Source organism: Paenibacillus oryzae (genome assembly GCF_001675045.1).
In the GTDB taxonomy this organism is placed as follows: Bacteria; Bacillota; Bacilli; order Paenibacillales; family Paenibacillaceae; genus Pristimantibacillus; species Pristimantibacillus oryzae.
The window spans coordinates 14,536-35,510 of record NZ_LYPA01000073.1 but is presented as its reverse complement, the minus strand read 5'-3'; the positions used below and the strand labels follow the sequence as shown (position 1 = coordinate 35,510).

At 49.8% G+C, this 20,975-nt stretch carries 16 protein-coding genes; 5 read left to right on the top strand and 11 right to left on the bottom strand.

Annotated elements, in window-relative coordinates:
* Positions 1-77 precede the first annotated feature (77 nt).
* Positions 78-557 (bottom strand): transcription elongation factor GreA, encoded by a 480-nt coding sequence (greA, locus tag A7K91_RS20985; RefSeq protein ID WP_068686421.1) that lies wholly within the window; start codon positions 555-557, stop codon positions 78-80.
* An 85-nt stretch (positions 558-642) separates the two neighbouring features.
* Positions 643-1,833 carry a purple acid phosphatase family protein gene (locus A7K91_RS20980; RefSeq protein WP_068686419.1) on the bottom strand — a complete coding sequence of 397 codons (1,191 nt, stop codon included), beginning with the start codon at positions 1,831-1,833 and terminating at the stop codon, positions 643-645.
* A gap of 163 nt (positions 1,834-1,996) precedes the next feature.
* On the opposite strand from A7K91_RS20980, the gene A7K91_RS20975 reads away from it, so the two are divergent.
* The 3 genes from A7K91_RS20975 to A7K91_RS20965 all read left to right on the top strand — a co-directional run bounded on the left by A7K91_RS20975 (position 1,997) and on the right by A7K91_RS20965 (position 4,932).
* Positions 1,997-2,311 carry a transcriptional regulator SplA domain-containing protein gene (locus A7K91_RS20975; protein WP_068686429.1) on the top strand — a complete coding sequence of 105 codons (315 nt, stop codon included), beginning with the start codon at positions 1,997-1,999 and terminating at the stop codon, positions 2,309-2,311.
* Positions 2,308-3,336 (top strand): spore photoproduct lyase, encoded by a 1,029-nt coding sequence (splB, locus tag A7K91_RS20970; protein ID WP_068686417.1) that lies wholly within the window; start codon positions 2,308-2,310, stop codon positions 3,334-3,336. Before A7K91_RS20975 ends, splB begins: the two co-directional genes overlap by 4 nt.
* Positions 3,337-3,708: 372 nt before the next feature.
* Entirely contained in the window at positions 3,709-4,932 is a 1,224-nt protein-coding gene (locus tag A7K91_RS20965) for an S-layer homology domain-containing protein (RefSeq protein WP_068686415.1), read from the top strand.
* 60 nt (positions 4,933-4,992) lie between these two features.
* Here the strand turns inward: A7K91_RS20965 and A7K91_RS20960 are convergent, their stop codons facing one another.
* Positions 4,993-6,006, bottom strand: a complete 1,014-nt coding sequence (locus tag A7K91_RS20960) for an alpha/beta fold hydrolase (protein WP_425415667.1) — start codon at positions 6,004-6,006, stop codon at positions 4,993-4,995.
* 89 nt (positions 6,007-6,095) lie between these two features.
* On the opposite strand from A7K91_RS20960, the gene A7K91_RS20955 reads away from it, so the two are divergent.
* Entirely contained in the window at positions 6,096-6,686 is a 591-nt protein-coding gene (locus tag A7K91_RS20955; protein WP_068686413.1) for a TetR/AcrR family transcriptional regulator, read from the top strand.
* A 13-nt stretch (positions 6,687-6,699) separates the two neighbouring features.
* A complete protein-coding gene (locus A7K91_RS20950; protein WP_068686411.1) occupies positions 6,700-7,830 on the top strand; it encodes a FlxA-like family protein in 1,131 nt (376 codons plus the stop codon).
* Positions 7,831-8,159: 329 nt separating this feature from the next.
* On the opposite strand, the gene A7K91_RS20945 is transcribed toward A7K91_RS20950, so the two are convergent.
* From A7K91_RS20945 to A7K91_RS20910, 8 genes are all read right to left on the bottom strand, one after another.
* Entirely contained in the window at positions 8,160-10,091 is a 1,932-nt protein-coding gene (locus tag A7K91_RS20945) for a family 10 glycosylhydrolase (RefSeq protein ID WP_068686409.1), read from the bottom strand.
* A 108-nt stretch (positions 10,092-10,199) separates the two neighbouring features.
* Positions 10,200-11,693 carry an extracellular solute-binding protein gene (locus A7K91_RS20940; protein ID WP_068686407.1) on the bottom strand — a complete coding sequence of 498 codons (1,494 nt, stop codon included), beginning with the start codon at positions 11,691-11,693 and terminating at the stop codon, positions 10,200-10,202.
* 106 nt (positions 11,694-11,799) lie between these two features.
* Positions 11,800-12,675 (bottom strand): carbohydrate ABC transporter permease, encoded by an 876-nt coding sequence (locus A7K91_RS20935; RefSeq protein ID WP_068686405.1) that lies wholly within the window; start codon positions 12,673-12,675, stop codon positions 11,800-11,802.
* An 18-nt stretch (positions 12,676-12,693) separates the two neighbouring features.
* Positions 12,694-13,650, bottom strand: coding sequence for an ABC transporter permease (locus A7K91_RS20930; RefSeq protein ID WP_068686403.1), 957 nt, complete (start codon positions 13,648-13,650; stop codon positions 12,694-12,696).
* Between the two features lie 333 nt (positions 13,651-13,983).
* Positions 13,984-15,588 carry a response regulator transcription factor gene (locus A7K91_RS20925; protein WP_068686401.1) on the bottom strand — a complete coding sequence of 535 codons (1,605 nt, stop codon included), beginning with the start codon at positions 15,586-15,588 and terminating at the stop codon, positions 13,984-13,986.
* Entirely contained in the window at positions 15,585-17,456 is a 1,872-nt protein-coding gene (locus A7K91_RS20920; protein ID WP_068686399.1) for a cache domain-containing sensor histidine kinase, read from the bottom strand. The genes A7K91_RS20925 and A7K91_RS20920 overlap by 4 nt, the downstream gene beginning before the upstream one ends.
* The gene (locus A7K91_RS20915; RefSeq protein WP_068686397.1) at positions 17,453-18,988 is read right to left on the bottom strand and encodes an extracellular solute-binding protein; all 1,536 of its coding nucleotides are present in this window, start codon (positions 18,986-18,988) and stop codon (positions 17,453-17,455) included. Before A7K91_RS20915 ends, A7K91_RS20920 begins: the two co-directional genes overlap by 4 nt.
* Positions 18,989-20,090: 1,102 nt before the next feature.
* A complete protein-coding gene (locus A7K91_RS20910) occupies positions 20,091-20,972 on the bottom strand; it encodes a sugar phosphate isomerase/epimerase family protein (RefSeq protein WP_068686393.1) in 882 nt (293 codons plus the stop codon).
* Positions 20,973-20,975 lie beyond the last annotated feature (3 nt).

Genomic DNA, 20,975 nt, shown 5'->3' with positions numbered 1-20,975 from the left:
CCTCAATCCCTCATATCTTTTTTGTAGATATATCGACGGGTCAATGGATTACTATTAGTTTGTTGGTTTACAGAGTACTAGTTTGTTCTGATCTCAAGCAGTTCGTATTGAATAATGCCAACGGGAGCGGTAACTTCTATTTTGTCTCCCTTTTTTCTGCCCATCAGTTCTTTGCCAAGCGGGCTTTCATACGATATTTTACCGCTGGATACATCGGCCTCTGCAGGACCAACTAGCTGGTATTCGATCTTTTCGTCGAATTCGACATCGTTTAAAATAACGACGGAACCAACTCCAACCTCGTCGGCTTTAATGCTGCTGGCGTCTACGACGCGGGCAACTTTGAGCATACGCTCCAGCTGCAAAATTCTTGTTTCCATATGCGCCTGGTCATCTTTGGCGGAATGATATTCGCTATTTTCCTTCAAGTCCCCGTAGCTAATCGCAACTTTAAGCCGTTCCGCCAGCTCCTTGCGCTTGACTGTTTTCAGCTCCATTAGCTCATCTTCAATTTTATTCAAGCCCTCTTGCGTCAGCAACAATTCTTCATTTGCCACAATGCCAGCTCCTCTATTGGTATTGTGTAACATTGTACCCTAATTTGGCCCCAAGAAAAAGCTTGGCGTTTTCCGCTTCAAACTCCTAAAAATGCTGCTTTCGCCCATCGGCGTCTTTTCTGATCTGGTAAAGATCAAACAGCCGTCCTTCTTCGTCCATCACTTTGAATTCCAGCCTCTCGCGCGTTACGACAGCCTGAATGAAGTGCGGAACCGCCAGCGATTGAGCCGTATGCCATTCCCGCTTGGGCAGCAGCCACTCCGGCATGGCCCCGGCGCCTCCAGAGACAATGTAGACTATCCCTTCATCGAAGTCCACTTTGTTGGCCTTCAACGGAAAACTTCTTTCATATACGATCGTATGAGAATTCAGCACAACGTCAACGCCGTATTTCTCCAGCACAGGGCAAAGCTCGCGCATAGCTTCCACCTGATAGCTGCCTGAGACATAAGGCGGATAATGAAAAAAGACGATTTTCCATCTTGCGCCCGACGATGACAGGTCCTGCTCCAGAAAGTCATATTGCGGATGGCCTGGCCCAATGGGAGCGCTGCTGTTCGGGTAGTCTCCCCACTGGACAAAATCGGTAGAATCCAGACATGTAAAATGAACATCTCCATAATCAAAGGAGTAATAATTCCGGGGCTGCGGATATGCAAAAAAGCGATAGAACCAGGCAGCATTGTCCTCATGATTGCCAAGACAGCTGTAAAAAGGCGTGGTGCTCAGCAATTCCTTGCCCGGCGCAAAATAATAAGTATCCCAATCCTCGTACCGGTTGCCGTCATCCACAATATCGCCGATAAACAAGGCCAGATCGGGCCTGAACCGTTTCATCTGCGCAAAAATGCTTCTGTTGATCTCTCCGCCCGTCTTGTCCATCCAGCTAAAGCCGCCCGTTTCGCTTGTTACGGCAAATGAAAAAGGCGTTCCCTTCCCCGTTGAGGTTTTTAATGGATACAATTGGGACTCAGCAGTTCCTCCTTCGCCCTCCGAGCAAACGCGGTAAAAATAAGCAGTTCCGGGCTCAAGCTCATTAAAAGTAACGGAATGAATAAATGAGCTTACGATGCCATCTTCTTTTTCCAGCAAAGGAACGGATTCGGAAATGACCTCCTGCATCGGCTCCTGCCCGGCCTCCAGCGGACCATTATGCGTTCTGGACGCCGCATATAGAACACCTTTGCCGGCAGCTCGTCCCGATGTTTCCCACCGCACGGTCATGGATGTTTCACCCGGGTTTTGCAAATATGGCCCCTTTATCAGTTCGAGCATAGACCTGATCACTCCATTCTTTGATCGTTATTGTACCGATCTTTTATTCCTCTTTTATCCAGTATATCCTCTATTCTGCTTGCTGTCTGCATCGTTTGGCATAGCTTGGAAGAGGCTGGGGGAATCTAAAGAGGAGTTGATAACAAATAGATAAAAAGGAGTGATAGCCGTGAGTCAACAAAACAATTCATATCGCCCCGGCGATGTCGTATACGTGCTTTACCGCAATCCCCATGCGCAGGATGTAGCAAACGTTCAGGCAGCCGCAGTTGTCAGCAATCCAAAAAGCCCGGAGGAGCTTTCTTTGTTTCTGCATGACACCTTTTACGAGTTATCCGACGAGCTTGCCGTGTTCCCCTCCGAGCATGAAGCCGAGCAGGCTTATTATGAAAGCTTTGGCGGCAGGGACGAGGCTGACAGCCTTCCGGAGGCCGACGATGCCGAAGCCGCTTCGTTTTTGGAGTACGATGAGCCATGAGAGGCCCATTTATGCCTCGGCTTGTCTATTTTGAACCGGATGCGCTGAATTACCCTTTAGGCGAGGAATTGCTCAAAAAGTTTACGGACATGGGTTTGGAAATACGTTATACGACCTCCCACAACCAGATTCGCAATTTGCCCGGCGAAACAACGGGACAGCAATACCGCACCGCCAAGGCTACCCTGGTCGTCGGCATTAGAAAAACACTCAAGTTCGATACCTCCAAGCCTTCCGCTGAATATGCGATCCCTTTTGCAACGGGCTGCATGGGCCATTGCCATTATTGCTACCTGCAAACAACGATGGGCAGCAAGCCGTATATTCGAACGTATGTCAACGTTGAGGAAATATTGGATGCAGCCGATCAATACATGGAGGAGCGGGCGCCCGAAATAACGAGGTTTGAGGCGTCTTGCACCTCCGATATCGTAGGCATCGACCATCTGACTCATACGCTTAAAAGAGCTATTGAGCATTTTGGGCAAAGCCAGCACGGAAAGCTGCGATTCGTAACCAAATTCCATCATGTCGACCATCTGCTGGATGCGCGCCACAACGGCAAAACCCGCTTTCGCTTCAGCGTAAACGCCGATTACGTCATCAAGCATTTTGAGCCGGGGACCTCGACACTTGAGCAGCGGATTCAGGCGGCCGGCAAGGTTGCCAGAGCGGGTTATCCGCTAGGTTTTATCGTTGCCCCCATTTACCGGCATGAAGGCTGGGAGCGCGGATATAGGGAGCTGTTCCAGCGGCTGGATGCAGAGCTTGATCCTGAAGCCAGAGAGGACATCACCTTCGAGTTTATTCAGCACCGGTTTACCAAACCGGCCAAACGGGTTATCCAGCAAAATTACCCTATGACCAAGCTGGAGCTGGACGAAGCCAAACGCCGGTACAAATGGGGCAAATACGGCATTGGCAAATACATTTACCAGAAGGAAGAGGAAGACGAGCTAAAGGAAGTTTTGCATGAAAGCATGTTAACCTATTTCCCTCAAGCAAAGCTGGAATATTTCACATAGCCGGACGCGCATACGGAATGGCGATTGCTTTATTCAGACAAGGGCTGTCCGAAAAGTCACGTGAAACGAATAAGCATTCAGCAAGAGGACCGGAGGGGAAAGGGTTTCTTGAGGGCGAGGCCAAAAAAAAGCGGACGAATAGGTTTGAGCTTCCAAGATAACCTTTTCCGGGAGGCACCGGTTTTGCTGAATCATTATTCACCGTAACAGACTTTTCGGACAGCCCCCTTCCTATGACAATTTTTATCCAAAATTTACAAGGTGCCAGCTCCCCTATTCTGGTACACTATGCCTACTGGATTCTGACGAGCCGGGCATCTCCTATCGTGTATACATCCAGACATCACCTCATCCAAAAGGAGCATAACGACGTTGAGAAAGCTAATTTTTACCTGCATGTCCTTTATCCTGTTATCTGCCCTCTGGGCAACACCCGCCTTTGCCAGCTTCAAGGATGTCGATAGCAATCCTCGCTACGCATGGGCCAAAGCCTCTGTTGACGAAATGAACAAGCGCGGCGTTCTGACGGGATATCCTGACGGCACATTCAAGCCCGCAGAGGCTGTCACCAAAGCACAGTTTACCGTAATGATCTATCGTCTCTTCCCGCTGCTGCGCCATCCTGAGCCTCAAGCCATCCCTGGGGTACCCGATAATCACTGGGCAAGCAAGGAGTTTGCCGAGCTATACAGCACCATTTGGCCGATTTACGCAGCTGACGAGCAAAACTTTATCAGTGAAGAAGACGACTATTACTATAAACCCGACAAAAAAATGACGCGTTGGGACGTTATGATGACGTTGGACGCTCTATTCGCCAAGGTAGATACACCCGAGCTTTACGATTTGTCCACTCCAGACATCCTGAAGGAATTGTCGTACATTAAGGATGTGAAATTTTCAAAACACGTCAGCTATGAAGCATTCGATAATAAAGTGAATTCCGTTTCCCTTATGCAGCCCAAGGTGGAATTAGTTACAGAAGACGGCGAGCTCCAATTTGCTACCGATTTGGATTATGTGAAAGGCGCTGCGCTCTACCGCTATACCAAACTTGGCCTTATGACGCCTGATGCTTCCGGCAAATTCTATCCTGACAGAACCGTTACCCGGGCGGAAACTGTAACTGTTTTGAATCGTTTGCTGGCGATAGCCGGGGAGGATTACGCCTATGAAGAAGAGGAAGAATCACCATCAGGTTATTTTCTTTATGGAATTGGCGAAGAATTGGGCTTTGGCAACAATCTGCAATCCGGTGAAGTTTCTGCAAACATCAATCTGATGGAGGCGGCCGATTGGCAGCCTAATCCGGGGTCCGTGCTAGAACAAGTATCCGTGCGGATTAAATCAGATTATCCGATGGATATTTTCGTAACCATCAATGACCAGACGACTAAATACAACTATGAGCTATTTCAAAACAATAACCGAGTTATTTTTGATGCAAAAGGCGTTAAAAGCTTTTATATAGAAGGAAAACCTCGCTTTCCCGAGCAGCTTGACGAGGATGGCTATTATCCGGTCATGATCTATGTCGGAGATCCTGATGCGCCCGTATATGAGGACGAGGATGATTGGTACCTAGACGAATTTTGATTTGAGGAACATTTTCTGACGAAAGCCCGGGGCTGTTGGAAGCAGCAGCCCCCACATTCTTCATCTTATTCCCAGCAGCTCCTGAATAGCCTCCACAACAAGCTCAGGCTGATCCTTCATGACCATATGCCCGCTTTTTTCCGCAATCGTTAACCGGCTGTCCGCCGAAATCTCCAGCATGGCTTCTTGTCCAGCCCTCCAGATCTCCTCGATCTTCCGGCCCCCTTCTTCCGATATGCCGACACTGGCGTAATCCGGCGCGATACCTCGCGCAATAATGCGAACCGGCAATGTCCCCAGATTCTGTCCGCGAATGGCATCCTCCGTTAAGCTGGACAACCTTCCTTCATTATCCTTTGCATCGAAATACGCAGGCTTTGAAATGACGTTAATAAAATGTCCTCTATCTTCCTTTGCCACCATTCCCTCCAGCAAAACATTTTGGAAAAGCCTCAAAAGTCCGGAGCGCTTGAACAGCTTGATTTCCCAGGATGACGGGTTTCCCGCAAAATTCTCCGCCTCCAGCGTTTCCTTCGTGTCCCGTTCATCATTTTCAGGTCTGGCGTCCACCAAAACAAGCCCCGCCATTTCATCCCGGTACGTTTCTGTAAACAACCTCGCGTACATGCCTCCCAGAGAATGACCAACCATAATATAAGGCCCTTCGATACCCTCTGCCTTTAATGCAGTGTGCAGTTCCTCCACAATATTTGCTCCCGTGCGATCGCTATCCGCCTCTTCGCTCCATGCATAACCCGCTCTGTCGTAGGTGACGACTGTAGCATAAGGAGCAAGCTGATCCGGGACATCTCTCCAGGACAAGCTAGTTTCCCCGCTGCCCGCCTCAAAAATAATCGCAGGAGCGCCACTCCCCTTTTTGACCATATGCAGCGAATATCCGCCCGCGTCTACCATTTTCCCCGGCGGAGGATAGTTTTTGACGGCTGTGTGGGAAGCTATAGCTTCATAAAGAAAACCTGACCCGATAAACCCAACCATAACGGCAAGCAAAATCAGCGAAATCCGCTTCCACCGCTTTCCCCTTGTTGTCCTTTTCATTTCGCCAATTTTCATGGAATGTTTGCTCCTTGTTATTTTAATACAGTGAATTAAATAAAATTTAACACATTGTATTACAAAAGAAAAGGGATTATAATTAAGCCATGCCAAAAATCGTAAATCATGAGGAACAACGACGTCTTGTTGCGGAAGCGGCGCTGCGGGTCATCCAGCATTCGGGACTCGAGGAAGCAACCGTTCGCAAGGTAGCCAAGGAAGCCGGACTATCGGCGGGCTCCATGCGCCATTATTTCTCCACTCAGGCGGAGCTATATATTTTTTGTATGAATCTGATTGCGGAACGGGTGGAGGAAAGACTTAAAGCTTTGCCCTATGAGGGTTCTCTGTTATCGGATTTAAAAGAATTGCTGCTGCAGCTTCTGCCGATCGACGAGGAACGAATATTGGAAATGGAGGTCTGGTTTGTTTTTCAATCCAAAATGCTTGCTTATCCGGAATTGAAAACGGTTAGCTCTGCCATTCAGAATGGACTTTACAAAGCCTCCTTGTTTGTACTGGAAGAGCTTGAAAAAAACAAGCGGCTCCGGCCAGGCCTGAATATTGAAGTTGAAGCCGAGAAGCTTTATGCCCTTATTGATGGATTGGCTATCCATCGCATGCTTCATCCTACTCAACTGTCGGTCGAACGAATGGACGAGCTTTTGGAATCACACTTGTTGTCACTTTGTTCCTGAAAGGAGATTCATTATGCGAATACACTCATCGATTTCCCCAGGCCCGGCGGCTGCTTCGCCGGAGCAAGCAAGCAAAGGCAGCGCTCTTGAGCGTCAAATCGCCTTTTTGCAAAAGCAGGTGCAGGCGCTCAAAGACAATAAGCAAAGCAGGCCGGACTCGGCCGAAGCCATCAAGGAGCTGGAGAGGCAAATTAGCGAGCTGCAGCAGCAGCTTAACCTTGAAAAGCTGCAGGAGAACAAGCAGAAGCTGGAGGAAGCACAAAGAAAAATAACGGAGCAGGCTGAACTGGAGGCTGCCAAGCGGCAGGAACCGGATGAAGCCGTTATTTCGCAGCAAGCAAGAGATTTATTCAGCGCCATGAGCGGAAAGGAGGAGCTGAGCACTCTGCGGAGGACGCAGTCCTTGCTTCCGACGCAGGAAGAACGTGACAGCTTTGCTTCAAAAATAACAAGCAAAGCGCTGGAAATTCAAAAGGAGCTGGTTCGGAATACCGAAAAACAGGCAGAGCTGGCGCGGACTCTATTAAATCGCAGCTCCGCTAACGAACTGCAAGATCCTGTCTTGCTTGCAGAAGAACTGCGGATAATTAACCTTGAGCTTGAAGAAGCATCGTCCGCTCTTTACCCGTTTTACACTACGGAGTCGATGCTTGAGGAAACACTGGGGGGCCAGCCTGGCGAAGTAATGAAAGCCGCTTACGCCATAATTAACACCCTCTTTGATCCGCCTGATCTATCCGCTTTTTCGTGGGAGGAAATTAATACTATGCGTCGTGCAGGAATGGCTCAAGCTCAATACATAGCCGACAATTACATAACCGACGATAAACACAAAAAGCTCTTTATGGGGAGCATGTTTCAGCTTTCCGCTAAAGCCACCCTCATGAAAAGGGAGGATCATATAGCAGAAGTGGTAGCGGCTGCCCGTCAAAGAAATGCTGGAATAATGAAGGTACAACAGACGGATGGCGATCAAATGGATACCAAAAACCCGTTTGAGAACGCCGACACATCTTCATTATCCAGTTTTATTGCGGATATGAGCAGTCGTTTCAAGCAGCTAGGACCAAATCTCTCTTCTTACCTGAACGAAAACCTGCAGGCCTTTGCCCGAATTTTTGAGTTATCTTCGTCAAAGCAGTAAATATATATAAATAGGCTTTCCTCCAAAACCATGAATAATTATTCAGCAAAACCGGTCCCTCCCGGAAAAGGGTGTCTTGGAAGCTCAAACATTTTTGTCCGCTTTATTTTGATTTTAATTTTTATTGGGTAAAAACGGACAAAAAAACTCGCCCTCAAGACACCCTTTCCCGTCCGGTCCTCTCTGCTGAATAGCTATTCGTTCCACTTGACTTTTCGGACTGCTCCGTCTTTCGTTTGATATAGGAATAAATCAGAACAGCTTTGAAGTCCCCTCGCCATAGCATCACTTTGATGGCAAGCTTCTGTATTGCGAAGGCATGGGACAAATCAAATAGAGACGGATTTTGACTTTAATGACCCATCAATAACATCCCAATCCACATGGGAAGCGTCAAACAGCATCAAGCCGTCGGTGTTGCGAAAAGCCGCTCCAAATACTTCGTTTTGCCGCGCCTCGTTGTTCATTCCGCTAAGAGCGATGCCAGCGTACAAGGGAACCTCACCGCCTGTCGCAATATTGCCAATCGTCATATATTTTTCAACCTCGGCAAGCGTGTCCTGATACGTTCCGATCATAAGGAAATCCAAATGGCGAATATAACCGGTGCTTACATAGTCCTCCGTGTAGATGGAGCCATCCTGGAATTGCAGGCGATTATCATATTGAAAGCCGTGGGTGGCCCAATTCGCACCGTTGTTGTAATAGGTATCGTACCAGGAGCCGACATAGGCGGATAGCAGGACATCGCCTCCGGTCTGACTGTTATGCTCCACAATCATGTTTTTGACGTCTGCAACAAATCCGGTAATCCACTCTGCCCGAAATGCCCACCAATCCAGCACAAGCGGGCCGTCTACTCTCGTATTGCCTTCATAGCGGAATACATCGTCAGGCCAATGCAGGAGCTGCTTGCCTCTATTCGCCAAATAGGCCTCGAAGCGTTTGCGGGTCAACGGGCTGAAATCGGCCGTTTCGTTGTCATATCTGCCCCTATCCAAAATAATGCCATCCACCTCGTAGCCTTCGACGACTTCACGAATACCCGCCATTTGATAAGCGCGAGCTTCATCATGCATGGGGTTTACAAAGGCAACAGCACCGGGAGACGAGCTTTCTCTTTGGCGCAGCAAGACACCTGCGTCCTGATGCTTGTACACCGTCTCCTCCCAATCCGGGTGTTCATCAAGAATGGCGTATTCACCGCGAACAACCGAGCCTTCGGCAAATATGTTCATGGATGCGTGAATGCCAAGGCCAATAGCATGTCCCTCCTCGATAAAAACCTGGAGCAAATCAAGTTGCGGGAATACCGCTTCCTTATCGCTTATTTGCCGGGCGCTGAGATGCGGACGTTTCGTTAACGGATTTTTAAGATAGGAAACGTAGCCCTCCACTCCTTTGACATCAAGAGCAATATCCGTGACGCCGGCATGTTCAGCACGCTTCAACAGCTCCCGGACCGCCTCTCTCGTCCGCAGCCTTCCGCTGTTGGCTCTCTGATCCACCCACAAAACAATACGTTTTTGTGGTTTTGTATCCTGCGGTCTGGCGAAAATAACGAGGCTTTGCGCAGCCCCCGCTCCAATGCTGGTTTTTGCTTCAACATCTAAATAGTTCAAGCCCTGCGCCAATTCCAGCCTATGGTTAAAGCTGCCTTGCTCGTCAACAGCGATTGTTTCTCCATTAATCGTAACGATTGGATTATCAGCTCCTGTATGGCCAGAGCCAACGCTTACTCTTCCGCTAATAAAGGTAAAGGTTTCTGTTTCCGTATAGATGCTGGGATTATGAAGAAATATCCGTATTTCTCCTTCCCCTGCTTCTCCCAAGCCGTAATGATCCGTTACGCTTCCGTTTCTGCGCAGCCTGATCCGATCCCCCTTCCTGAAGCAGGTCGCCAGAAAATAACGGCTGCTTCCCGATGAATATAAACCATCGCGCGCTACAAGCACATAGCCTTTTGCCGGTATGTCCAGCTCCGTCGGCCCGCTCCACTCCGGCGCAATACCGACAGGAGCTTCGTTAATGACTCTCGTGACAACATTTCCGGCTCCAACCTGTACTGCCACGCCGTTTGCCGGAACATGCACCGTTTTCCCCCATGCGGAAGTAAACAATACAAGCCACTCTTCATTCTCCTCCGGCATTGCATCGACGGACGTTATCGTATGCCTGAGACCCTCCAGCGTAATCGTTATGTCCTCGGGCGCCGCCTCCACCTGAAGATGTGCGGATTTTATTTCTGATTTCAATTCCATTATCCGTTCCTCCCATACTGTTGCGTCCCCTTCGCCCGCCCTATTGGCAAAGGGACAGCCGCAATTTGCGGCTGTCCCCATCCCTTATTTCTTTCTTACAATGAGCTGTTATTTAGAAATGGATTTATACCAATCGTTGGCTTGCTGAACCGCTTCGGCGCCGCCTTCAGCCTTCCATTGAGCCAGGAAAGCATCATATTCGCCAATTGGCTGTCCTGCAATAAACATCAGAGCGGCATCATCCAGCAGCTTGGTCAGCTTTTGCTTGTTTTTGGATACGGCTTCAATTGGGGGAGCAATGGACATCGGGTCAATAACAATATTGCCCTTGGCCGCATTTTCCTGGAACGCCTCGTAATAGCGCTGAAGAACAGGGTCCTTACGAACGCGAGCTTGCCAATACGTTGGATAATCATGTTCATTAACACCAGTCATGTAGGAGCTTGCATTTGCCAAATCATCATTAAACTTAGGCAGGATAGGATAATATTTGCCGTCCTTCACCTCATGATGAACGCCTTCTTCGCCAATAGCCAGCTTGATAAAGTTTTCCTTCTGAAGCTTGGAGTCAATCAGCTTGATTGCGTCCTCCTTCAGCTTGGAAACCTTAGGCACCGCAATATACCAGGTTGTCGCCAGATTAACGCCGACCGACGACTTGCCGTCTTTGCCGACCAGATAAGGAATAATGCCGATTTCCGCTTCCGGGAAATTTTTCTTAAGCGCAGCTTCTGCAGGGGACGCGCTCCACCAGGCCAGCTTGAACATCGCCGCGTTGCCGCTGGAGAACTTTTCAATAGCTTTGGCGGCTGTGTTAAGCGGCATTTCTGAATCCAGCAGACCTTCGCTATACAGCTTGTTCATATAGCTCAGAAATTCCTTCATTTGCGGCAGCTCCGCTTTGTGCACAAGCGTTCCATCCACATCGTTCCATTCGTTCAGCACGCCAAAGGCGGCGGCGATATCGCCGTAAATGGAGTCTTTTGTACCTGTAAGCGGAACGACGTTTTTGGCTGCTTTAATTGCCTTTAGCACCTCATAAAGCTCATCCGGCGTCGTAGGATGCTTGAGGTTCAGCTCATCCATCCAGTCCTGGCGTACAACCAGCTCTTCGCCCACGCTTACGCCTGAGCCCGTTTCCGGAATGGCATAAATTTTTCCGTCAATCGTTGCGCTTTTCCAGGAATCCTCTTTAATAGCGGCTTTAATGTTAGGACCCAGGCTATCAATAAGCTCGTCAAGCGGCTCAAGCGCTCCGGCAGTCGCCAGCTTGTAGAATTGAGCAGCTCCCAGCTTCATTACATCAAAGTTTTGATTGTTTGCTACCATCAAATTTAGCTTTTCGTCGCCGTTTTCGGCAGGCAGCATTTCATAGGTGATTTTGTAGCCGGTGACATCCTCTATATTTTTTGCCACCGGATCTGCATTGGGATCAAACAAGCTGTATTGCATCAGCATCGTAAGATTGGGTTTTGCTCCGCCTTCTCCTCCGTTTTCCGAAGGCTTCTCGCCCGAGCCCGGCTTTTCGCCATTTCCTCCGCCGCAAGCGGTAAGTGTTAGGGCTAATGCAATAACAATTGCTAACCAAGATCCTTTTTTCATACAGAACCCTCCCGAATGTGTGTTGTTAATTGCGTTGACATTGTATAGCATTCACCCGTCTGTTCGGACAAGCTGACTGCATCACCGCCCTTCATGGCTGTCCTCGTTATCCCTTCACGGACCCTACGAGCACGCCTTTTACGAAGTATTTCTGCAAAAACGGATAAACGAGCAAAATAGGCAGTGTGGCAAGCAGGATGGATGCTGCCTGAATGGATTGAGGTGTTGTGTTCAGCGCAGCATCGACGTTATCCTTTAGAAACTCGCTGCTTGAAGACACCAGCAATTCTTTAAGGAACAGCTGCATCGGCTTGATGTCATGATTGGTAATGTAGATCATCGCCGTAAAAAAGTCATTCCAGAAGGCTACCGCAAAAAACAACGCGATTGTGGCCATAACAGGTAGGGACAGCGGCAATATGATCGAAAACAAGATGCGGATATTGCTTGCGCCATCCAGCTTGGCGGATTCCTCCAGACTGTCCGGCAAGCCTTCAAAATAGTTTTTAATAATCAGCATATTAAAAACGTTGATTGCCGCTGGCAGGAACAATACCGGGAATTGGTTGACCAGGCCCAAATTATGCATCAGCAGGTAGGTTGGTATCAGGCCGCCGCTGAACAACATGGTAAAAATGAACATCAGCAGAAACCACTTTCTGCCGCGCAGCTGGACGCGGGACAGAGGATACGCAGTAATTGTTGTCAGAAACAATCCCAACGCTGTGCCTACAATCGCCAGAATAATAGAGTTTTTAAGGGAATTCAGGAACATGGCGTCCTTTAGCACATACATGTACGTCCCCGTCTGAAAGCCAACCGGCAGCAGATTGACCTTGCCGGAAATAACCGCTGCCTCGCTGCTAAAGGATTTGGCGATCAGATTGAGGAATGGCAGCAGCGTCGTCAGACCTACCAGCACAAACAAGAAGTAGTTGCAGAAGTTAAACAGCTTTTCGGAAAATGTCGTTTTTAATGGCATGCCTTGTTCTCCCTTCCGTTACCAGATGCCCCGCTGCAAATATTTCCGGCTCAAAGCGTTGCCCGTAAGGACAAGCGTAAATGCAATGACGGATTCGAATACTCCCACTGCGGTCGTAAAGCTGTAATCCTGATTGCCGAGACCCATTCGATATACATAGGTGCCTATAACATCCGCCACCTTATAGACGGTAGGGTTGTACATAACCAGAATTTGCTCCGTACCCGCCTCCAGGATGCTGCCCAGCCGTAAAATAAACATCAGCAGAATGATTGGCGCGATACCCGGCAGCGTAATATGCCAGAGCTGCTTCAAACGCCCCGCCCCGTCGATTTTTGCCGCTTCGTACAAGCCGGGATCAATCGTTGCAAAGGCCGCCAGATAAACGATCGTGCTCCAGCCCGTTTCCTTCCAGCCTGCCGAGGTAATCAATACACTGCGGAAAACGCTGTTATCCATAAAAAAGGCAATTGGCTCTAAACCCATCATGACCAGCGCTTTGTTGACAAGCCCTCCATTGCTGGACAACAGGTCGATGAACAAGCCGCTGACGATAACCCAGGATAGAAAATGCGGCAAATAAATGATTGTTTGCACCGTCCGTTTAAACACCATTTGCCGCAGCTCGTTCAACAGCAGGGCGATAAGTATTGGCAACGGGAACAAAATGCCGATTTTCAGGAAGCTGAGAATAACCGTGTTTTTAAAAACGTGAAGAAAATCGGGGGAGCTGAACAGCTTTTCGAAGTGCTTCCAGCCAACCCACGGGCTTGCGCCATACCCGTCAAAAATGTTGAAGTCCTTAAAAGCGATGGTGATGCCGTACATAGGCGCATATTTAAACAACAGCAGAAACAAAATACCGGGAACCAGCAAAAGGTACAAATCCCAATCCCGTCTGACATCGGCGGCAAGCCGCGAAAAATAGCTGCGTTTGGCCCGGGGCGTATCCAGTGTTGCCGTCGCGCTTTTCATCGTATTCCCCCTTCTTTGATGCTTTCTACCAAAATTGTAGTATTCATCGCTTTAGCTTGGTAGGGTAGAGTCATTACTATTTATGGTACTTTGATGTTTGTTTTTCTCACAAAAGAAAACACGAAAAAACGCTTCCAAAAATTGAAAGCGTCGAACATTTTTTATGAATGACATATTCAATGGATGTATAGGCATGTGCGCGTTACATTAAGTGACATGTAGTATGTCAAAGAAGCCCGCGAGCTCGTCCTCACGGGCCTTATATTTAAATTTAAGTGCGCTTTGAACGCCGTAGAAAAAAGCCTCTCGCCGCTCAGTCAACAATGGAACCCGTCAGCCCTTTACACCGCCGGGATTAATGCCCCAATATTTGCGGAATACCTTCGTAAAATAGCTCACATCGCGGTAGCCGACAAGACGTGCGGCATCATATACCTTGCCTCCATCCTGAAGAATACTTTTGGCCCGTTCCATCTTCCGCTCCAGCACATATGTCGAAAACGGAACCCCCGTTTCCTGCTTGAACAGCCGGCTCAAATAAGAGGAGTTGATAAAAAGCCGGTCCGCCACGGTATGCAGCGTAATATCCTGATCGATTTCTTCATTAACAATGGACAAAATAGAGCGCACGACGCCGTTGCTCGTTATTTTCCGCTGACATTGAAGGTACTCGCAAATCCGGCCTGTCAGACGCGACAGCCAGGCGTGAATTTGCTCCTTGGTGGCCAGCTGCCGGATATTCTGGAAGTAGGCCATGTCCTCTCCCGCCACGCTTTTGATCCGCCAGCCCTGCTTCTGAATCATCCTGACATACAGGCTGCTCAAATAAAGCACGGCCTCATGCACCTCGTCCGCCGTTTCCGCCGGCTCCAGGCTTTTATCCCACAACCCCCGCAGCGCTTCCAAAGCGCTTGCCTCGTCCGCCGTTTCCAGCGCGATTTCGAGCGCCTTCTCCAGCCCCTGCTGCACCTGCACGCCTTGTTCCTTCTGGCTAAGCTCGCGGTAAGGAATCGCGATATCGCTGCCATAAACGATCCGCTCCTGCAAGGCGCGGCACGCCTCGGCATAAAGCTCGCTCATCTCCTCAATGCCGCCGGCGGCGGCGCATATGCCCGCGCTTGCCGTAAGGCCAAGCGCCTCGCGCGTACGAGACAGCAGCTGCACGACGGAGGTTTGCACGCGCAATGCGCCGTCTCCCGGCGTTTCCTCATGCGGCAGTACAAACACAAGCAGAGTGTACCCCTGATGATCCGGGCAAACCCAGCAGGTGGACGGCATCATTTCCTTCGCCAGACATTGCAGCGAAAAATGCCACATCGGGGCGTCCTCCGGCTTAAAGCGCCCATCCTCCTGGGGCACGGGATCAATATCCAGCACGGCAACCGCTATCCGGTCCTGCTCCGTCAAGGCAATATGGTAATCTCCGCATTTATCCAGCACCTGGCGCCCGCTGAAGACCCCGGAGGCCCATTGCGAAATAAAGCCGCTTTGCAGATGGGGCAGATGCTCCCGCCATTTAACCCGAAGCTCCGCTTGCTCACGCCAATCCTCCAGCTCCTTGCGGAGCTGATCTGCCGCCTCCAGCACCGCGCCTAATATTTCCTCCTCCGCCGCAGGCTTCAACAAATATTTGGACACGCCTTGTGCCAGCGCATCCTGGGCAAAGCTGAAATTATCATGCCCGCTCAGGATGATCAGCTTGAACAAGTCGCCGTTTCCTTGCCTCTCTCTGAGCTCGCGAACCAGCGTCAATCCGTCCATCTCCGGCATCTGCACATCAATCAGCATAATGTCGGGGCGTTTCCTCTCCGCCAGCGCCAGCGCCTCCAGGCCGTTTGCGGCAAGGCCAACCACCTCAATGCCATGCTCCTCCCAAGGGATATTGTTGGCCAGCCCCAGCCTCAGACGCAGCTCATCCTCAACGATCATCAAATTCATGCGCTTTTCTCCCCTTTCATCAGTGTGTGGTTTATCGGCGGGCGAAAGCTTTCCTTGCATTGGTCCAGCGGCAGCGATATGGTTGCGGTGGCTCCTTCTCCCTTGACGCTCTGGATACTCAGCCCGGCCTCCTTGCCGTAATAAAGCTTGATGCGCGTCATCACGTTGCGCAAGCCGAATAAATCTCCCGTTTCCTCATCCTCCGGCAAAAAGAGATGCTCTTCCCTTTGCGCAAGACGCTCCAGCTCCTGTCCGATGTAGGCAACACGCTCGGCCTGGATCCCCGGACCGTTATCCCGGACTGAAACACAAACCATCCTCCCCTTATCAATCCAGCTGGAGATGGTTAACTTGCCGCCTTCCGTCTTTCCTTCCATACCATGGATTATCGCATTTTCCACCAGCGGCTGGAGCAGCAGCTTCAGAATGGGCACGCTGCGGCTCTCCTCGCTAATGTCGTATTCCACCTCGAAGCTGTCCAAAAAACGAATTTGCTGAATGCGGATATAATAGTGCAAATGCGACACGCTTTCATCAATCGTAAATACATCCTTGCCCTTGTTAAGGCTCAGCCTGAAAAACCGGGACAAATTAAGCACCATCTCGCTTATTTCATCCGCCTCGTAATTTTTGGCCGTCCAGTTGATAGAGTCCAGCGTGTTGTAAAGGAAATGCGGGTTGATCTGGGTTTGCAGAAACTGCAGCTCTGTCCTTGCCAGCCGCAACTGCTGCTCGTAATGCTCCTGAATCAACCTTCGCTGATCCACGACCATCCGGTTAAACGCTTCCGTCAAATATCCAAGCTCATCCTGCCTTTTGTTCTCCAGCTGAATGGTCATATTTCCCGTACCTAGCCTTTTCATCCCCTTGAACAGCTTGTCTACCGGAGAAACGATGCCAATGTAGACCACCCATGAAATGACAAGCGCCAGCAATACGCTGACAAAAATAATGCCGACCGTATACAGCTTGAGCTGATCCGTTTTGGCATACAGCTCCTTCTTGGGCTGAACCAGCGTCAGCCGCCATTTGGAATATTCCGAATCAATGGACACCATCATTTCCGAATCGCTTGAATGCGGCAGCTCCGAAGCAAGGGCCCCTTCTCTGTCCAGCTGAGTCCCATTTTCCGGCCCGCCTGTTCCTGCAACCAGCTTTCCGGTATCGGTGTGCAGATAAATAGCAGCCGACGGGGAAGGCAGAAGCGACTTCATCAGCTTGGTCAGCCTGCTTTTGTCCAGCGTAATAATGACGACATCCGCCCTGCGGTTATTGTTGTATAGATCCATTGTACGCACCAGCGACACGCTATCCGTATTGACAAGGCCTCCAAAGGTTCCGTTGCCGGGAATCGCTTCCTCAGCCAGCAGATAAGAAATTTCCGTCCCGCTAGTAATTGCCGTGTTTTCCAGCCATTGCTGCTGTTCCGTATTATTCAGCCTCCGCCCACCATAATGCGTGGAAATCATCATATGCGAGGGCTGATGGTAAAGCGAAATTTGCGAAACAATATGATTAATGGAGTTAACATTGGACAGCTGTTTAAGCAGCTGCGAAAAATCGACAATGGATTGGGGCGACAAATTGGCCCCGTTATCCGCAAGCAGCTTGATGAACAACGGATCAGTCGCAATAAGCGTCGATATTTCCTCCACATTTTGCAGGGTCAAATCAATATAATCCATCGCTGAATTCAGCACCGTCTCGGAGCGCTCCACGGCCTGATCGTGCAAAATAATGCGGGAGCGGTCCACGGCAAACAGGCTAACCACAACAAGCGGCAACAGAATCAGCAGAAAGTAACAGGTTAGCCGGAACTGGATTTTCCGGGCAAAAAGGTCTCTCAGCCAAACCGCAGGATTGCTCATTGCGATTCACCTCCCGCGCCTCTCAAGCGGGCTTCCCGCCATTGGTTAACCTCGGCTGTAACCTCTGCGCCGCCCTGGCTGTACCAGCGCTCTACAAAGGCGTCAAATTCATCCAGCGGCACAATTCCCATAACGATTTGCGTAAAAATACCTTGCAGCTCCTCCAGATGTCCTGCGTATTTGCTCATCGCAGGCGTCGGAGTGCCGTAAAACTCGTTATGAATCACATTTTTTTCGATAATTTGCAGGTTTTCAAACAAATGAAAATCGCCAAGCGAATCCAGTCTTGCTTTGTTCATAACGGGGTCCAGCACATCAACCAGCGATTGGTAAATGCCCCGATACAGGTGCTTGTCGTGCTCGGCAAAATCAGTGACCATCACTCCGTCCTCCATCGACCAGATGTCGCCCTGAAAGCCAAGCTTTAACGTTTCGCGCCCTTCGCCTACGATAAAATTAAGCAGCTTCACCACCTCCGCCGCATAGTCGGTGCCGACGGGAACCACATTGTAGCCGCGGATAATATCCTTGCTGTAAACGCCGCTATGGCCCTCCGGCCCCACGGGATAAGGCAGCGGCATCCATTCCGCCTTGGGGTCTTTGTTTTTGTTCAGGGCAATAGGCCCGCGCGTATCGTACCAGGCCGCAGAAAACATTCCGACCTGCCCGTTAGCTATTTTCTCCAGAAACACATTGTTCCGGTTGAGAGGAAACTCCTGGTCGATCAGCCCCTCCCGATACAGCTTTGCCAAAAACGCCAGCGCCTCCTTCGTTTCGGGCAGCGTGCTGCCGTTTACCAGCTTCCCGTCTCGCTCCACCCAGGAATTCAGCTGAACGCCAAAAGCGCCAAAAAAAGGCGCGGTCCGCCCCATGTCCTCCAGAAGAATCAAACCCATCGTATCATTCAGCCCGTTGCGGTCAGGATCATCCTTGGCAAAGGCGCGAATGACCTCGTAATATTCCTCCAGCGTGGTCGGCGGCTTTAGTCCCAAGTTATCCAGCCAATCCTTCCGCACATACATCAGCTCGATGCCGGGCACATCGGTCAGGCTGGGAATGCCGTAGATTTTGCCATTATGCCGCACTCTGTCCCAGGCCTCCTCCGGAATGAGCTCCAGCAAGTCCTTGCCGTATTGATCAATATAGTCGTCCAAGGGCAAAAAAGCGCCTTTTTTGACATATTCGTCAAACCAGACCGGGTTAAAGCTATGAATCAGGTCCGGCAGCTTGCCGGATGCCATAATGACATTAAGCTTTTCCTCGTAAACCTCCTCCGGAGGGATGCTTACCCTCAAATCAAGGCCTGTCTGCTCTTCTATATAGCTCACATAAGGATTGTCGTTTTCATCCATGCCGTCCGGGAACGTCATGCCGAGATCGTTAATAACCATGGAAATCGGAATACGGCTCTGCCGGGTCGGAGCCGCGCCGCCGGACTCCTCCTTCCCGCTGCAGCCGGCCGCCAGTGACACCATCATCGCCAAAGCAAGGAACAGCATTATCGTTGTAATAATCCATCTGTTGCGCTCCATAGCTCGCCCTCCATAGTTAACGAAATGTCTCAAAAAACCTAGGTNCCGCGCCGCCGGACTCCTCCTTCCCGCTGCAGCCGGCCGCCAGTGACACCATCATCGCCAAAGCAAGGAACAGCATTATCGTTGTAATAATCCATCTGTTGCGCTCCATAGCTCGCCCTCCATAGTTAACGAAATGTCTCAAAAAACCTAGGTCGTGTCTGAAAACCCGCTTGAGGTCATCTTGCACCGCCTTTTCGCCCCCTGCTGCGTCAGTTTTGCTTGACTTACCCCCGGTAAGCCTGCACAAAACTTCCTTGTTTGGAACGAAAATTCGGCACAACCTGTTCCTCTCGGAGTATTCAGACACGCCCTAATCAGCTTCGACCAGCGGCAATCCTTGTGTTCTTTTGCTCGCTATTCGTGAACCTCCTCTTACGGTGTCTTACAATGTCTTACGGTTTCTTTTTACGTTTGAGTCATATATAATAACATAATAAGTAACTTTTATGATATATTCAAATTAAATTGGATAATTTCATTGTATAATGATGGTTTAAATGACATTAAATAAAGCGGTTTCATTAATGGTGGAATGAAATCTCGTGAGTTTCAACTCACGAGATTCATTGTGTTTGCGTTATATTGTTGCCTATGGCTGCTTACGCACCGATGTCAACCTCTATGCCTATGACCATCTGTTACGGTCATCTATGACCGCTAGAGGCTGCTTTTTATGGAAAATCAGCTTTTAACGGACGTTTTCGTCCATTAAACCTCATTTTCCACTCCGTAGGTGTCATTTTTGAAGGATAAAGGACGGGGATGTCCGTTACAGTATTGGAAGCCTGCCATTTGAGGCTCTTACGGTCATGAATGTCCGGCAGAATCAATAACTGACAGACAGGCAGGCAGTAACTGATAAACAGCAGCAACTGGCAACTAGTAACTAAAAACCCACTGACTAAAGTCAACAATGGCAACTAGTAACTAAAAACCCACTAACTAAAGTCGGCAATTGGCCTGGTAACTAGCCTGGTAGCTGGCAACCAGCAAGCAGCGGGTTGTGGCGAGCTATACGGGAGCTCTCCTCGCTTCCACTCACAAACACTTACTCTCTCTATCTGTAACGCTTTATAAATTGCACAGCTTGGGCTATATCGACCTCCGGCTGGGCTCCAACCTCGCGTTCAATCGTTAGATAGCCATTATAGCCAATTTCCTTTAACGCCGTAAAGTAGTGATCAAATGGAACATGCCCTTCACCCAGTGGTAATTCCCGGAAAAATTCGCCTGAGCTTACCATCTCCGCTATTTTTGCATGGTCCATCGGCTCGTAGCCAAGCGCACCGTATACCATGCGGGGGTCAACCGGCTTGATGCGCACGCCATCCTTGACATGGGTATGGACCACATAATCCTTGAGCAGCTTGACGCCTTCCACAGGATCATCTCCGGTTACCATAACCATATTGGCAGGGTCAAAATTGACGGAAACGCCCCGGCCGCCCAGCGTATCCAGAAATCCCTTCAGATGCGCCGCTGTTTCCGGCCCGGTCTCGATGGCGAAATACGCCTTCCTGCTGCTGGCATATTCATTCAGCTCGCGGCAGGCCTCCTGCATGGCGGCATACACCTCGCCGTCCTTGTCATCCGGCACAATGCCGATATGAGTTGTAACAATGTTGGTTCCCAAATCCAGCGCGAGGTCCAATATCCGTTTGGACTTTTCTATTTTTTCCCGGTTGGCCGTCCGATCCTGGAAGCCATGTCCGCCCAGATCGCCGCATAACGCGCTGATTTCCAAACCAAGCGAGGCGATATATGCCTTAAGCTCCCTGCGCTCGACTGCACCAAGTAAAGCAGGGTCCATCTCGCCGGACACCGCATAAATTTGTACGCCCTCCGCGCCGGCATCCTTTGCCTTTTTCAAGCCCTTCCGCACGCCAACGCCATAGCTGTCCACAATGACGCCGATGGGATTTGCTATTTTGACCGACATATC

Excerpts from the sequence above, each read along its gene's own strand:
- A7K91_RS20930 (WP_068686403.1), bottom strand. The coding sequence starts at position 13,650 with ATGAAAAGCGCGACGGCAACACTGGATACGCCCCGGGCCAAACGCAGC.
- A7K91_RS20935 (WP_068686405.1), bottom strand. The coding sequence starts at position 12,675 with ATGCCATTAAAAACGACATTTTCCGAAAAGCTGTTTAACTTCTGCAAC.
- A7K91_RS20955 (WP_068686413.1), top strand. The coding sequence starts at position 6,096 with ATGCCAAAAATCGTAAATCATGAGGAACAACGACGTCTTGTTGCGGAA.
- splB (WP_068686417.1), top strand. The coding sequence starts at position 2,308 with ATGAGAGGCCCATTTATGCCTCGGCTTGTCTATTTTGAACCGGATGCG.
- A7K91_RS20950 (WP_068686411.1), top strand. The coding sequence starts at position 6,700 with ATGCGAATACACTCATCGATTTCCCCAGGCCCGGCGGCTGCTTCGCCG.
- A7K91_RS20920 (WP_068686399.1), bottom strand. The coding sequence starts at position 17,456 with ATGAGCAATCCTGCGGTTTGGCTGAGAGACCTTTTTGCCCGGAAAATC.
- A7K91_RS20925 (WP_068686401.1), bottom strand. The coding sequence starts at position 15,588 with ATGAATTTGATGATCGTTGAGGATGAGCTGCGTCTGAGGCTGGGGCTG.
- A7K91_RS20940 (WP_068686407.1), bottom strand. The coding sequence starts at position 11,693 with ATGAAAAAAGGATCTTGGTTAGCAATTGTTATTGCATTAGCCCTAACA.
- A7K91_RS20910 (WP_068686393.1), bottom strand. The coding sequence starts at position 20,972 with ATGTCGGTCAAAATAGCAAATCCCATCGGCGTCATTGTGGACAGCTAT.
- A7K91_RS20915 (WP_068686397.1), bottom strand. The coding sequence starts at position 18,988 with ATGGAGCGCAACAGATGGATTATTACAACGATAATGCTGTTCCTTGCT.
- A7K91_RS20945 (WP_068686409.1), bottom strand. The coding sequence starts at position 10,091 with ATGGAATTGAAATCAGAAATAAAATCCGCACATCTTCAGGTGGAGGCG.
- A7K91_RS20960 (WP_425415667.1), bottom strand. The coding sequence starts at position 6,006 with ATGAAAATTGGCGAAATGAAAAGGACAACAAGGGGAAAGCGGTGGAAG.
- A7K91_RS20980 (WP_068686419.1), bottom strand. The coding sequence starts at position 1,833 with ATGCTCGAACTGATAAAGGGGCCATATTTGCAAAACCCGGGTGAAACA.